This window comes from Frankia sp. AgPm24, assembly GCF_023243055.1.
Lineage (GTDB): Bacteria > Actinomycetota > Actinomycetes > Frankiales > Frankiaceae > Frankia > Frankia umida.
The window spans coordinates 1-13,736 of record NZ_JALKFW010000007.1 but is presented as its reverse complement, the minus strand read 5'-3'; the positions used below and the strand labels follow the sequence as shown (position 1 = coordinate 13,736).

The 13,736-nt window shown below is 68.9% G+C and carries 12 protein-coding genes, 1 tRNA gene and 1 pseudogene; 9 read left to right on the top strand and 5 right to left on the bottom strand.

All coding sequences use genetic code 11. The features are described from left to right. The first annotated feature begins 208 nt into the window (after positions 1-208). Together purF and purM are read left to right on the top strand one after the other, a co-directional pair. Positions 209-1,810, top strand: coding sequence for an amidophosphoribosyltransferase (gene purF, locus MXD61_RS04260; protein ID WP_163548272.1), 1,602 nt, complete (start codon positions 209-211; stop codon positions 1,808-1,810). Further along, the gene (gene purM, locus MXD61_RS04255) at positions 1,807-2,958 is read left to right on the top strand and encodes a phosphoribosylformylglycinamidine cyclo-ligase (protein ID WP_248811549.1); all 1,152 of its coding nucleotides are present in this window, start codon (positions 1,807-1,809) and stop codon (positions 2,956-2,958) included. The genes purF and purM overlap by 4 nt, the downstream gene beginning before the upstream one ends. Before the next feature lie 505 nt (positions 2,959-3,463). Here purM and MXD61_RS04250 read toward each other — a convergent pair. Both MXD61_RS04250 and MXD61_RS04245 read right to left on the bottom strand, forming a co-directional pair. Beyond that, positions 3,464-3,670: a DUF3073 domain-containing protein gene (locus MXD61_RS04250; RefSeq protein ID WP_163548270.1), complete on the bottom strand. Its 207-nt coding sequence runs from the start codon at positions 3,668-3,670 to the stop codon at positions 3,464-3,466. A gap of 355 nt (positions 3,671-4,025) precedes the next feature. Continuing rightward, entirely contained in the window at positions 4,026-5,096 is a 1,071-nt protein-coding gene (locus tag MXD61_RS04245; protein ID WP_248811548.1) for a Glu/Leu/Phe/Val dehydrogenase dimerization domain-containing protein, read from the bottom strand. A 217-nt stretch (positions 5,097-5,313) separates the two neighbouring features. On the opposite strand from MXD61_RS04245, the gene MXD61_RS04240 reads away from it, so the two are divergent. The 4 genes from MXD61_RS04240 to MXD61_RS04225 all read left to right on the top strand — a co-directional run bounded on the left by MXD61_RS04240 (position 5,314) and on the right by MXD61_RS04225 (position 7,940). Beyond that, positions 5,314-6,144 carry a hypothetical protein gene (locus MXD61_RS04240; protein WP_163548268.1) on the top strand — a complete coding sequence of 277 codons (831 nt, stop codon included), beginning with the start codon at positions 5,314-5,316 and terminating at the stop codon, positions 6,142-6,144. A gap of 152 nt (positions 6,145-6,296) precedes the next feature. Next, positions 6,297-6,503 (top strand): developmental transcriptional regulator BldC, encoded by a 207-nt coding sequence (gene bldC / locus MXD61_RS04235; protein WP_163548267.1) that lies wholly within the window; start codon positions 6,297-6,299, stop codon positions 6,501-6,503. 375 nt (positions 6,504-6,878) lie between these two features. Next, positions 6,879-7,730, top strand: coding sequence for a hypothetical protein (locus tag MXD61_RS04230; RefSeq protein ID WP_248811547.1), 852 nt, complete (start codon positions 6,879-6,881; stop codon positions 7,728-7,730). 134 nt (positions 7,731-7,864) lie between these two features. Then, positions 7,865-7,940, top strand: a tRNA-Glu gene (locus MXD61_RS04225). A gap of 736 nt (positions 7,941-8,676) precedes the next feature. On the opposite strand, the gene MXD61_RS04220 is transcribed toward MXD61_RS04225, so the two are convergent. After that, entirely contained in the window at positions 8,677-9,372 is a 696-nt protein-coding gene (locus MXD61_RS04220) for a FadR/GntR family transcriptional regulator (RefSeq protein ID WP_248823610.1), read from the bottom strand. A gap of 255 nt (positions 9,373-9,627) precedes the next feature. Here MXD61_RS04220 and MXD61_RS04215 point away from each other — a divergent pair. Further along, positions 9,628-11,128, top strand: a pseudogene (locus tag MXD61_RS04215) (2-isopropylmalate synthase). 104 nt (positions 11,129-11,232) lie between these two features. On the opposite strand, the gene MXD61_RS04210 reads toward MXD61_RS04215, so the two are convergent. Together MXD61_RS04210 and MXD61_RS28650 are read right to left on the bottom strand one after the other, a co-directional pair. Continuing rightward, positions 11,233-11,505, bottom strand: a complete 273-nt coding sequence (locus MXD61_RS04210; RefSeq protein WP_248811544.1) for a hypothetical protein — start codon at positions 11,503-11,505, stop codon at positions 11,233-11,235. Between the two features lie 66 nt (positions 11,506-11,571). After that, positions 11,572-12,138 (bottom strand): class I SAM-dependent methyltransferase, encoded by a 567-nt coding sequence (locus tag MXD61_RS28650; RefSeq protein WP_374628429.1) that lies wholly within the window; start codon positions 12,136-12,138, stop codon positions 11,572-11,574. A 282-nt stretch (positions 12,139-12,420) separates the two neighbouring features. Here MXD61_RS28650 and MXD61_RS04200 point away from each other — a divergent pair, with 282 nt between their 5' ends. Beyond that, positions 12,421-13,191, top strand: a complete 771-nt coding sequence (locus MXD61_RS04200; protein ID WP_248811542.1) for an AzlC family ABC transporter permease — start codon at positions 12,421-12,423, stop codon at positions 13,189-13,191. Continuing rightward, positions 13,188-13,499, top strand: a complete 312-nt coding sequence (locus MXD61_RS28645; protein WP_374628428.1) for an AzlD domain-containing protein — start codon at positions 13,188-13,190, stop codon at positions 13,497-13,499. The genes MXD61_RS04200 and MXD61_RS28645 overlap by 4 nt, the downstream gene beginning before the upstream one ends. Positions 13,500-13,736 lie beyond the last annotated feature (237 nt).

Here is a 13,736-nt window from a genome sequence, read left to right as displayed (position 1 = left end):
AACGCCCTACCGGCCGCCGCTTGACATCACTCACCGTGACCAGGCGCCGGAAAGGAACTACTGAGGCGCTGCACTAGGGCCGATGTGGGTGGTCGCTGCTAGCGTGGATGGAGCATGCCGCCGGACGAGGTGGCCGGGACGTTTTTCTCCGGTGTCACTGAGCAGCTCCGGTGCAGCTCCGGTGTCACTGAGCAGCCGAGGAGTCCTGGTGTCAGACGTCGCCGCCCGCTCCAACCTCGAGGATGAGGCGTGGCCCGACCCGTCCGATGACCCCGGCCCTCAGGATGCCTGTGGCGTCTTCGGCGTCTGGGCCCCCGGTGAGGACGTAGCGAACCTCACATATTACGGATTGTACGCGCTTCAGCACCGTGGTCAGGAGGCGGCCGGCATCGCTGTCGGCGACGGTCGCACCGTGGTGGTGTTCAAGGAGCTCGGGCTGGTCGCGCAGGTCTTCAACGAGCGGTCGCTGGCGAGTCTCTCCGGTGGCCATCTCGCCGTCGGGCACACCCGCTACTCGACGACCGGCTCGTCCACCTGGGAGAACGCGCAGCCCTCCTACCGCACCGCTCGCTTCGGCGGCCCGGTCGCACTCGGTCACAACGGCAACCTGACCAACATCGTCCAGCTCGCCAGCGAGCTCGGCGCCGGGCGGGACCGACTGCGCGCCACCACCGACTCCGACCTGATCACCGCGATGCTCGCCGATCATCCCGGGCCGACCCTGACGGATGCGGCGATGGCCGTGCTGCCGCGGCTGGCCGGCGCCTTCTCCCTGGTCTTCGCCGACGCCTCGACCCTGTACGCCGCCCGCGACGCGCACGGCATCCATCCCCTCGTGCTGGGCCGGCTCGCCGACCATCCGGAGGGGGCGTGGGTCGTCGCCAGCGAGACGGCCGCGCTCGACATCGTCGGCGCGTCGTTCGTGCGCGAGGTCGACCCCGGCGAGATGATCATCATTGACGGTACGGGGGTGCGTTCGCGCCGGTTCGCCGAGGCGGACCCGCACCTGTGCCTGTTCGAGTACGTCTACCTCGCCCGTCCCGACACCGCCATCTCCGGCCGCTCGGTGCACGCCGTCCGGGTCGACGTGGGCCGTCAGCTGGCCCGGGAGGCACCGGTCGACGCGGACCTGGTCATCCCGGTGCCGCAGTCCGGGGTGCCCGCCGCCGTCGGCTACGCCGAGCAGTCCGGCATCCCGTTCGGCGAGGGCCTGGTGAAGAACTCGTATGTGGGACGGACGTTCATCCAGCCGTCCCAGACGATCCGCCAGCGGGGCATCCGGCTGAAGCTCAACCCGCTGCGCGAGGTGATCGAGGGCCGCCGGCTCGTCGTCGTCGACGACTCGATCGTGCGCGGAAACACCCAGCGGGCCCTGGTCCGGATGTTGCAGGAGGCCGGTGCGGCCGAGGTGCACATCCGCATCTCCTCGCCGCCGGTGCGCTGGCCCTGCTTCTACGGCATCGACTTCGCCACCCGCGCCGAACTGATCGCCAGTGACGCCGGGGTGGAGGAGATCCGCGCCTCGCTCGGCGCCGACTCGCTCGCCTACGTCTCCCTGGACGGCCTGGTCGCCGCGTCCCATCAGCCGGCGCGGACGCTGTGCCGGGCCTGCTTCGACGGCATCTACCCGGTGCCGCTGGCCGAATCCGACAAGCTCGGCAAGCACCGGCTGGAGCCGGGCGGCGCCGCGCAGACCACCGCGGACCTGATCGCCGAGGCGATGCGCCGGGAGGTGACCCTCGGCATGAACGGTGCCGACCCGTCCCCCGACGGTCACGACGCGGATCTTGCCGAAGCGAGGCCGGTATGAACCCGACACGCACCTCCTACCGGACGGCCGGCGTGGACGTCGCCGCCGGTGACCGGGCGGTCGAGCTGATGCGCGGCTCGGTCGCGCGGGCGAGCCGACCCGAGGTGGTCGGCGGGCTCGGCGGTTTCGCCGGCCTGTTCGCCCTGGACACCAGCCGCTACCGCAAGCCGCTGCTCGCCTCGTCCACCGACGGCGTCGGCACCAAGATCGCTATCGCCCGGGCCCTGGACGTGCACGACACCGTCGGCATCGACCTGGTCGCCATGGTCGTCGACGACCTCGTGGTCTGCGGCGCCGAGCCGCTGTTCCTGCTCGACTACATCGCCTGTGGCCGCCTGGTACCCGAGCGGATCGCCAAGATCGTCGCCGGTATCGCCGCCGGCTGCGAGCAGGCCGGGGCGGCGCTGGTCGGCGGGGAGACCGCTGAGCACCCCGGCCTCATGGGTGACGACGACTACGATCTGGCCGCGACGGGGGTCGGGGTCGTCGAGGCCGACGCAGTGCTGGGGCAGGAGCGAGTCCGGCCCGGGGACGTGGTCGTCGCGATGGCCTCATCCGGCATCCACTCCAACGGCTTCTCGCTCGTGCGACACATCCTGTGCGGTCCCGTCGATTCTGACCACCCCGGCGGAGTCAGCGCTGCCGCACTCGCCGGTCTGAGGTCCTACGTCCCGACTCTGGGCGCCACGCTGGGCGAAGCCTTGCTGATCCCGACGCGCATCTACGCCCGGGACTGCCTCGCCCTCGCCGCCGCTGTCGACGTGCACGCCTTCGCCCACATCACCGGCGGCGGCCTCGCCGCGAACACCGCCCGGGTCATCCCCGCTGGTCTGCTCGCCACCCTCGACCGCGCGAGCTGGTCGGTGCCGCCGATCTTCGACCTGCTCGCCGAGCGCGGCGACGTCGCCCAGGCCGACCTGGAGCAGACCTTCAACCAGGGCGTCGGGATGATCGCGGTGCTTCCCCCCGCGGTTGTCGAGGACGCCCTCGCCCTGCTCGCCGAACGCGACGTCCCCGCCTGGGTCCTCGGCAGCATCACCGAAGCCCCCCACGAGCCCGACGGGACAGCCCTGGCTTCGGCTTCGGCGACCAGATCCGAACCCATGATCGGCGCCCGCCTGGCCGGCGTACACCCCGTCACCACCTGACGACTCAGCGATGCGGGCCGCGTCTGGCGGCCACGCTTCGCCGCGCTCTCCCGGCCCCGGCGCCACCTTGATCCAGTGATCCCGGGAACCGGCTGCGCACCGATCGAACCTGAGGCACCAGCCAGGCACACGGAACCCGGCCGTCCCAGGAGGTCGTCGGCCCCAAGAGGTCGTCGGCTACGGGAGATCGTCGGCCACGGGAGATCGTCGACTACAGGACGCCGACGCCAGTCCGCGCAGGGCCGCCGCACGCTGGACTTTCGTCGTGAGGCAGGCGCGCGACATCATCATGTGGGTGCGCCATCTGGCAGCCGGGCAGGGCGCTACTCGCGGGCCTGAAAACGCCCGCGCAAAGCACCGACCGGGGGCCGCGCCGTGACCTGGGTCAGGTCAGGACAGCACCGCACGAAAGTGGTCGTCCGGGCCGGAGCCTGGACGACCACCATCATCAGCGACCGCACCATGGTGAGCCAACCGTGGTGGGACGGTTGCCGGCGTGACGCTGTCAGCGCGACGAGTGACGATCGTCCTCGTCGTCTGCATAGGCGTCGTAGCCGTAATCGTCGTCGACGTACGTCTCGTCGCTGTTGTTCTCGCGCGTCGAGCCCGCGCCCAGATCCGCCTTCAATCGGTCGAGATCCATATTGGGCGAGTTGTACTTGAGCTCGCGGGCGACTTTCGTCTGCTTGGCCTTAGCTCGGCCGCGCCCCATGGCTCGACCCCCTCGAACATGACGACGGGGACCCGCCCCGGTGCTCTCACTGTCTCGTGCTTCCCGAGACTACAGGGATCGGAGGCCTCGCGGCACGCCAACCCGACACTTGCCTGCCCTCGGACAAGATGTCCACGATCGGAAGCGCTTCGTGAAGCTGCCTGTCCTGCGGCCTGTGCGCGGGATCGCCGCCGCTCGCGGGCGCCGCCGACGTGCGTCACAGTCGGCCAGGATGTGATCACAGTCACGTTTTGGTGATGCCGAGAGGCGGCCCCGTGGAGTTCGGGGCGGGGCGGCCCCCACCGTTCGACAGGGAAGGTGTGGGGCCGCGCGTCGATGGCCGGGCGGTGGCCGCTCAGGGCAGCAGGAAGCGACGAAGTCGGCCGACCTGGGTCATCCGGTGCTCGGCGATCTGTTCGGCCGCCTCGACCGTGGTGAGCCCCTCCTCCGCCGCGAGCCGCAGCACCTCGGCGGTCGTGTCGAAGATGCGGGCGGCGCGGGCGCGGGCCCGATCGGGGGAGTACCCCTCGATCTCGTCCGCGACCTGGATCAGCCCGCCGGCGTTGACGACGAAGTCGGGCGCGTAGAGCACACCGGCCTTCGTGAGTTCGGTACCGATGTCGGGCGTGGCGAGCTGGTTGTTCGCGCCCCCGCAGACGATCGCCGCGCGCAGCCGGGCGACGGTCGTCGCGTTCAGCGCCCCCCCGAGGGCGCACGGAGCGTAGACGTCCAGGTCCTGGTCGAACAGGGCGTCCGGATGCCCGACGGTGCGGGCCGCGGGGAACTCGGCGGTGAGCCGGGCGAGCGCCGCCGGATCGACGTCGGCCGCGACCACGGCGGCGCCGTCGGCCAGCAGATGCCCGACCAGACGCCGACCGACCTTGCCCACTCCGCTGACGCCGACCAGCCGTCCGGACAGGCTCGGCGTCCCCCACCGGTGGCGGGCGGCGGCGCGCATCCCCTCGAACACGCCGAAGGCGGTCAGGACACCCGAGTCGCCGGAGCCGCCGTGCTCGGGGGAACGTCCGGCCACCCAGCGGGTCTCCCGGGCGATGACGTCCATGTCGTTGACGTAGGTGCCGACATCGCAGGCGGTGACGTACCGTCCGCCCAGTGAGGCGATGTGGCGACCGTAGGCGCGCAGCAGCGGTTCGGACTTGTCCCGGTGCGGGTCGCCGATGATGACGGCCTTGCCGCCGCCGAGGTCCAGGCCCGCGCACGCGGCCTTGTAGGCCATCGCGCGGGACAGGGCGAGCGCGTCGGCGAGCGCGTGTTCGTCGTCGACGTAGGGATGGAACCGGGTGCCGCCCAGAGCCGGCCCGAGGGCGGTCGAGTAGACGGCGATGATCGCGCGTAGTCCGCTGGTCGGATCCGAGCACAACAGCACCTGTTCGTGCTCGGAGACGGCGTCGAACAACGACGGCATGGTGCACCTCCTGGCGGGGTCGGCCAGGCAGGTCGGCCCACCGGGCACCCTACGGCTCCGGTAGGCCGGACGGGCTGCCCGTTGACGTGCCAGGATCGAGCCATGCCAGGTTCCAGGGCATCCGGGTGGGTGTCGTCCGCGGCGCCCCGGTGCCGGCAGCATCCGGCGGGTCGGCGGCATGCGTGGTGTTGGCCGCGTTCGGTCGCGAGGAGCTGACGTGCCCATCGTGTCACCCGCGTCGTATCTGCGCGTGTATGAGCCGCTCGCCGCCTTCTCGGCAGCCGAGCGCAGTCGCTGGCAGCGTTACGCGGCCGCGGGGCCGCCCTCGCGTCGGGCCGGTTCCCGCAGCGAGCGCGTCGTCTCGCTGCTGGCCGCCGTCCGGCCGACCCTGGATGTCGCGGACGAGTCGGCGTTCGTGCAGTGGATCGACGGGCTGATGTTCGTCTGCCCCTGGTCGACGCAGCTGCGGGTGTGGCAGTCGGCGCTGGAGTTCCGGTCCGTCCTGCCCGACCGGGTCGCGGAGGCGTTCCTGCCACGGCGGATCACCGACCCGGCCGAGGTGGAGCTCGATCGCTGGAAGTCCCGGCGCCCGACGCTGAAGGTCCACGTCCAGTCGTGCACCTGGATGGTGCCGCCGCCCTGGTTCCTGCTGTTCGACCCGGCCGAGCGGTCCCTGGTCACCGGGGACACCGCCGAACGGTCGATGATCTACCGGACCACGATGAGCCTCGCCCGGCGGCGGGCGGCCCGGGCCGTCGAGTCGGTGGAGACCCTGCGCGCGGCCTCCTCCGAGGGGCCCACCGTGGAAGGGGTCGGCGATCTGGCCCGTTGGCTGGGGTCCTTCCATCCGCAGAGCAGGGTCGAACTGGACTACGACGGGCTAGTTGACCTGCTCGACGACGACATGCTTAGGCGCGACAGCTCCGTAGAGGACATCGTGGAGGCAGTCGGTGCGTTACGCCGTGGGCGAACAGATCTTGCGGCGGAGGCCTACGAGCGCGTTCTGGTTCGCTGGAGACCCCTGCAGGCACGGGAATCTGCAAGCTGAACGACGCATTCGGTTAACGCAGAGTCGCCGTCGGCTTCGGACGAGCTGTGACTAGTCAGCAGATGGTCCTGACGTGCCATGTCCGAAATGCCCCCGAAGGATGCACGATCTGTATGGGACGGAGCGACGCTCTGTGACGGGAGGCCAACACAATGACGACACGTACGCCGGACGCCGAGCCGTTGCTGACTCCGGCCGAGGTAGCGACCATGTTTCGGGTTGACCCGAAGACCGTTACCCGGTGGGCGAAGGCAGGCAAGCTCACGTCGATTCGGACCCTGGGCGGGCACCGCCGGTACCGGGAGGCCGAGGTGCGCGCCCTTCTGAAGGGGGTCCCAAGCCTGGGAGGCGATATCTAGAGCACGCATGCGTTGACGTGTGACGGCACTGGTTGGAGACGCCGTCCGCGCCACCCACGAGCGGCCTGAGCGCCGTGCGTCGGAGTGCGGACGATCGGCCTGGGCGTGATGGGACGCCCGAGGTCGAGACGTGTTTCTCCGCGCGCCGACGTCACACGTGTGAGGACCACCTGAGCACCGGGAGGGCACAGGGTGGACCTTTTGGGGAACCGACGGACGGTTCGAGGACCGTCCGTCGGTCTCATCCCGCGTACGCCCGGCAGCGTCCAGGCCTGGGTAGGTGCGCGGCATCACCGGGAAGGCATCGCGCTTCGATGACACCGGGAGACACGGTGATCCAGGGATGGGCGGAGCCGTGCTCGAACGGTGGGCGTCGTGAGTGATGCCGCTCGGTCTACGGTGCGTTCCGCGGTGCCCGGCTTCCTGCCGAGCACCCGGGCGTTCCGGTTCACCAACAGCTTCACCCCCGAACCGCTGCTCACCCTCGCGCTGCCCCGGCAGGTCGGTTTCGTCCTGCCCGGTCCGCCGGCCGGGCGGCCCGCCCTCGGTGTCGGCGATGCCAGTCGCGGGCTCTGCGGTGGCATGATCTTCGCCGTCCGGGATCTGTTCGAGGCCGGCCTCGCGCCGCCACCGGACGTGGAACCGCCGCGTCGTGGCTCACCTCTGTACGCCTACCTGGTCCGCCGCCTGTTCGCGAGCTTCGACCTGCCCCGCGGCGTCCTGCGCTACTACGGGCTGATGCGGGCCCCCGACGAACGTCCGGCCAGCCGCCGGTGGCCGCTGCCGGGCCAGCCGGGTGCGCCGGGTCGCCCCGGTGGGGCCGCGCGCAGCCTGCCGCGGGAGTGGCCGCGGATCCGCCTTGATCTCGACACCGGCCGGCTCGCCCCCCTCGGCATCATCACCGTCCACTCCGCCGACCCGCTCCAACTCGGCCTGAACCACCAGGTGCTCGCCTACGCCTACGAGCAGACCGGCACCATCGTGACCCTGCGCCTCTACGACCCGAACACTCCCCTGGACCGGGCGGACGACGTCACGATGTCCTTCGACCTCGCGGCTGTCGCCGTCGGCGCCAACCCCGCCGGTCCGGCCCGATCCGTTGCTCCGGCTGCTTCGGTCGCTCCGGCCATCAGCCATACGGTCGGCATCGGTGACCGGCCGATCCGCGCGCTGTTCCACAGCCGCTACCGCTGGATGGACCCACATCCGGCCCTGGGCGGCGGGTAGCACGACGAATCCGTACGTGGGTTTGTCTGCTGGCCAGGCCGTCCCCTATGCTGGCAGTGCTTTACAGGATCGATCGTCAGGTGGGCCCGGGCCATCAGGTGGGTTCAGAACCACCCAAGCGTCGATCACTGCCCGCCCCCATCGTCTAGTGGCCCAGGACGTCGCCCTTTCAAGGCGGTAGCACGGGTTCGAATCCCGTTGGGGGCACCATCCGGTGACCAGCCAGAACCCCTGGCATACCAACACTTTTGGCTTCACGAGGGTCCCTCGGTCTGTCCGGCTGGTACAGGCGAACTTCGGCAGACTGTGCCGAAGTGGTGCCGAAGTTCGCCGGTCGCCTACGCGCGGTCGGGTTCGCTGTCCCGGTCCTGCTTGTCGGCTTCCAGCCGAGAGCGTCCTCGATGCGGCTGCGCACAAGGACCTCCTCGCCATCGAGTCACTTCGCGTAGATCTTGAGCAGGACCTCGACGCTGTGTCCCGCCCAGCCGGCTACCAGCGTCGCGGGGACAGCTGATCCAGCTCGTCCAAGAGAGCATCGAACGCGGCGTCCATGGCCAGGCTCCGCATCGATGCGCATCGTGTTGGCTCAACTTTGGCTTCGTCCATGGTGACCCGCGGCGGCAGCCAGGGCGACCCGTAGGGCCGACGGACCATAGCCACCGAACTGGCAGCCACGGCTGCCAGAGCCTGCATGCAGTTCCACGGCGCAGGCGGCTACGCCTACGACGGGACACCCACCCGCGTCTACAGATCTCGACGAGGCGATCGACTGGCTCTCAACCGAGATCGACCGGGTGATCGCCCCTGTCGAGCCGAAGGTCGTCCTGCTGGACACGATCCCCGGAGTGAGCGCCGAACCGCTGAACCCTCGCCACAGTGCGTCAGATTGTCTGGTGAGTTGCGACAGATCGCGAGAAGCGCCAGTGCGGTGACCTGGGTTGCCTACTCACGTCCTCGGTGCTCGGAGCAGGGCCAGAGTCTGCTCGAGTTCGGCTCGCAGGATCTCGCTGGCTCGCTCGCCATCTCCGACAACCACGGCGTCGACGAGGGCGGCATGCGCCGCGTCGCCGTGGTTGACGTCGGCGGCGCGGAGACCCAGCAACTCAACCAGTTCGATGAGCCCTCGGCGCAGAGTGGGAACGAACTCCGTGAACAGCCCGTCGAGCACCGGGTTGCGTGCGGCTGCGACAACGGCCACGTGCAGGGCGATGTCGGCATCGACGAAGGCCTCGTCGCTGCCGGTCGCAGCCTCCCGTCTTCGGTCGAGAGCTTCTCGCAAGGAGTTCATCTCCAGGTCGGTGCGCCGCTGCGCGGCCAGCCGCACCGCCTGTACCTCCATGAGCATCCGCACCTCGTAGATGTCCGCCACCGCGGCGCGGCGCAGCACTTCTCGCCAGTCCTGTGTCGGCTCCATGGCGATGACGAACACGCCGGCTCCCTGTCGGGACTGCACCAGACCCGCTCCGGAGAGTGCGCGCAGCGCCTCGCGAACGGTGGAGCGTCCGACTCCAAGGGTCGCCGCAAGCGTGGTCTCCCCAGGCAGTCGGGTACCGACGGGCCACTCGCCGCTGGTGATCTGTTCACGTAGGCGCCGTGTCGCCTGGTCAACCAGCGACGTTGGACGCAACACGCCAAGAGCCATCGAATCCCACAGGTTGTCGGAGGAGCTGAGGTGTGGGATATGCTACTACCGTGACGCCGGGCGTGTGGCTGCTTCTTCTCCGCCGCGGCGGAGCCTGACGCGACCGGCGCCCCGCCGCGGTGGAGTGTCGTGCCGCCGGTCGACCATGTAGGACCGAGCCCGAAAGGCCGCCACTCCATGTCCGATCACGCGACCATGGCGCATTCTGCGGCGGCACAGGCCGACGCTTCACCAGCCCCCGCCTCCCTCGCCACTATGATCAGCTTTCCCACACTGATCCGCCCCCAGGGCACGGTGCCGGCACACGCGCCGAGGTGGAACCCGCAGCGCCCCAACTCCATGCCCAACCAGCGGTACAAGCCCATCCACGAACGAGTGGAGCTGCCAGGAATCGACCCATCCAGCCGGACCTGGCCGATGCGCCGTGTCGACACCGCACCGCTGTGGGTTCGTCGCGACGGCACCGGTATGGCGGCAGGTTGTCCTCGGCCGTGACCGTGCGGACCTGCTGGCGCTGGCACGTGACGCCGCGGGGCACATGGCCCGGCTCGCCGAGGTTCCGGGCTGCCCGGATGTCCGCTTCCAGTTCTCCCCCGAGGTCTTCAACGCGACCGAGCCTGACTTCGCGCTGGAGATCTGTAACACTCTGACCGCACTGTGGGATGCCTGTCCGCAACGACCGGTCATCCACAATCTGCCAGCGACGGTCGAGATCTCCACCCCGAACATCTACGCGGACCAGATCGAGTACATGCACCGCGGTCTGGACCGCCGGGAGTCGGTGATCCTGTCCGTCCACCCGCACAACGACCGCGGCACCGGTGTCGCGTGCGCGGAGCTGGCGTTGCTCGCCGGCGCGCAGCGGGTCGAAGGCTGCCTGTTTGGAAACGGTGAGCGCACCGGCAACGTCGACCTGGTCACCCTTGCCCTCAACCTTTACTCCCAGGGCGTCAACCCGATGATCGACTTCTCGGACATCGATGTTGTCCGGGAGACCGTCGAGCATTGCAACCGGATGCCGGTCCACCCACGCCATCCCTACGGTGGCGAGCTGGCCTACACCGCTTTCTCCGGAACCCACCAGGACGCGATCAGCAAGGGGCTGGCACATCACACGGCCCGCGCCGCCGAGCTCTCGGTGCCGACGGACCGGGCTCCGTGGGCCGTTCCGTACCTGCCGATCGACCCGGCGGACGTCGGGCGTACCTACGAGGCACTGATCCGCGTGAACAGCCAGTCCGGCAAAGGTGGCATCGCCCACCTGCTGAACCTGCACTACGGCCTGGAACTTCCCAGGAGCCTGCAGGTCGACTTCGCCCAGGCCGCGCAGCAGACCGCGGATCGCGACGGCAGGGAGCTCGCGCCCAAGGAGTTGTGGGAGATGTTCCAGACTCGCTACCTGGCTCCGGTGTATGACGGGCCGGTCGTTCTGTCCGCCTGGCGGACCATCGAGGTGGCTGCGGGTGAACACGAGTTCGTTGCCGAGCTGTCACTCTCCGGCAATGAGACGCAGGCCAGAGGGACCGGCAACGGTCCGCTCGCGGCGCTGACAGCGATGCTCGCCGGAATCGGTATCGAGGCGGAAATCGTCGCCTACAGCGAACATGCTGTGGACCGTGCCGGGACCAGTCTCGCGACGGCCTACGTCCAGATCAGCCAGGACGGAACGGAAAGCTGGGGCGTTGGGCAGGACACCTCCGTGCTCACCGCCTCGATCCACGCCGTCATCGCCGCGGTCAACCGCCCGCCGCGATAGCCGGACTGCGATAGCCAGCCCCTGTCTCTGGGGGCCGGCCATCGCCATGTGCAGGACCTGCTGACAGCCCGCGGGGCCGGGCATGGAGCCACCAACGGCGGCGCTCAGCCCGGGCCGGCGCAGTCCCAGCTCGGCGGACTGTTACCTTGAGTAGTTATCTGGTTTTGCAATACGCCGTCGTCCACCAGGCCCCGTACCAGCCCATAGGCAGTGCGCGCCTTGATGGATCCGGTGATGTTGTAGCTTTCCAGCTTTAGATCTATCCGACGAGGCTGCCCTTGGACAGAGATCTCAATGGGCTTGATTGGAGTGCGTCCCAGCAGGGTTTCGAATCGATCCAGCAGATACCCAAAATGCTCTAAAGTCTGGCCAGGCATTTGCGTTCTGCTCCCATCTTTCCGGAAGTCTGGGCAGTGAATTTGACGGGGGCTACCGGCCTTCTTTCAGTGGGGCCGCATAGACAATCCAGTTATCGTGCCGGTGTGGATAGGGTCGGAAGTCCCCATGCGGCGGGTCGTCCCGTGAGACCCGTCGGAGATCGAGAATTTTCCAGTCCGTGAACAGTGCCGCCATCTCATCCTCGGTGTAGTATCGGAAAAAAAGTGTCCCGGTAGGCGAAGGTGTGCTCCGCGATTTGCTACGCCTTCGCCGTAGGTGCCGTCCTCGATGGTGAAGGCGTTGGCGATAAACAGGCCGCCTGCACGGAGCAGGCGGCGCGCTTCGGCTACCAGGTCGGCCGGGTCCGCGACCTGACCGAAGACGTCAAAGCAGGACACTGCGTCGACCGAGGCGTCGATAAGCGGAACCCGGGTGGCGTCGGCGTGCAGGAGGAAGCCGCGCTGGCGCACTATTCGGCGAGCGTGTGCGAGGCCGGTGGGTGCGATGTCGACGCCCAGCGCGTTCAGTCCGGCATCGAGGAGAACCGCGAGGTTGCGGCCGTCACCGCAGCCGAGATCCACCACGGTCCGCGCCTGCCGGGACTGCAGCTCTGTTACCGCGTCCTCGATCAAACGGATGGCCTCGTCCTGCCAGAGCGGTCCATCCGTTTGCTGCTGATAGGCCTGCTCCCAGCCGCCCTAGAGAGTACCGGGCGTCGGCCTATCTGTAATCTCGTTGCTTTGCGTTGACGTCATGTTGGCATCATAGAGCACGTAGGTGACTCGATGAAGCACTTTCCGTCGTAGGGGTGAAGACGCTGGGTGCAGTTCGGGTGTCGGATGCCGGACAGTAGATCGAGGAGAGCGATGGAGCCGAACGAAACCCCTGGGGCAACCAGAGGAATGGTCGCGACCGTGCGCGACGCCCTCGGCATTGGGATAGCGGTAGCGTCGTACGGCCTGTCCTATGGGGCGCTCGCGGTGAGCGCGGGACTCGGCGTCTGGCAGAGCCAGGCACTGTCCCTGCTGATGTATGGCGGCTCGTCGCAGCTTGCGTTGGTGGGCGTGATCGCCTCGGGTGGGACGGGGGCCGCCGCTAGCACCACGGCAGCCCTGCTGGGGGTGCGCAACCTGTTTTACGGGCTGGCGCTGGCGCCGGTCCTGCGGTTGCGGGCGTGGCTGCTGCTGCCCGCCGCGCACCTGGTAAGCGACGAGAGCGTCGCGATGGCTCTCGGCCCGTCCGCACGACTGGCCGCACAGCGCGCCTACTGGACCACCGGTCTGGTGGTTTTCGCCTGCTGGAACGTCTCCACTCTGATCGGGGCACTCGGGGGCTCGCTGGTGGCCGACCCGGCGATTCTCGGCTTGGACGCCGCGCCCGGCGCGGCGTTTCTCGCTCTGGTCTGGCCGCGCCTCGCCGAGTGGAGACACAGGCTCGTCTTCGTCGCCGCCGGTCTTGGGGCGGCTGTCCTGACCCCGGTCCTCTCCTCCGGGCTGCCTGTGGTGCTGGCCGCCAGCGCGGCGCTGCTGGTTGTGCTGCCCACTGAGCGAAGCCGGACCACCGCCGGCAGCAGCGGCGATACCGAGCCATCTCACATGCACGAGGAGACGCTCTGTGCCGAGGCAGGCTCCGCGGCGACTTGCGCCTCGGTGAACGAGCAAGGCGAAACCCGGCGGCTGGCGTGAGTTGGCTGTGGTTGGCGATCGGAATCGCGGCATGCCTGACTTTCAAGATTGCCGGCCTGCTCGTCCCGCAGCGGATGCTCGTGCGTCCCCCCATCGCCCGATTCACCGAGGCCGTCCCAGTCGCATTGCTGGGCGCCCTGATTCTCGTTGAGACCGCCACGACCGGGCCGCACCTCGCTCTTGACGGCCGCCTGCCCGGGCTTGTAGTCGCGGCCATCTGCATCCGCCTACGGGCCCCCTTCCCGGTCGTGATCATTATGGCTGCCGCAACGGCGGCGGTCCTACGGCTGGTAGGCGGACCCGAGTGACTCCGCAAGCGGGAACTGGGGACCGAGTCTGTTGCGTTGCGGAACGGAAGGGCATTGCCAGGTAGGGTCAACGCGCTCCGTGGCACCAGCGCCACCGACAGTGCAGCATCCGGCCCCGACACCCGACCCTCTCGGTCCGCAACAGCCCACCCGCCAACGACTGAGGTGGTCCCCGTTCTTCGGACAGTGATCCATATGAGGGATAATTGATCCGCGAGCGGAGGAGATCAATGAGTC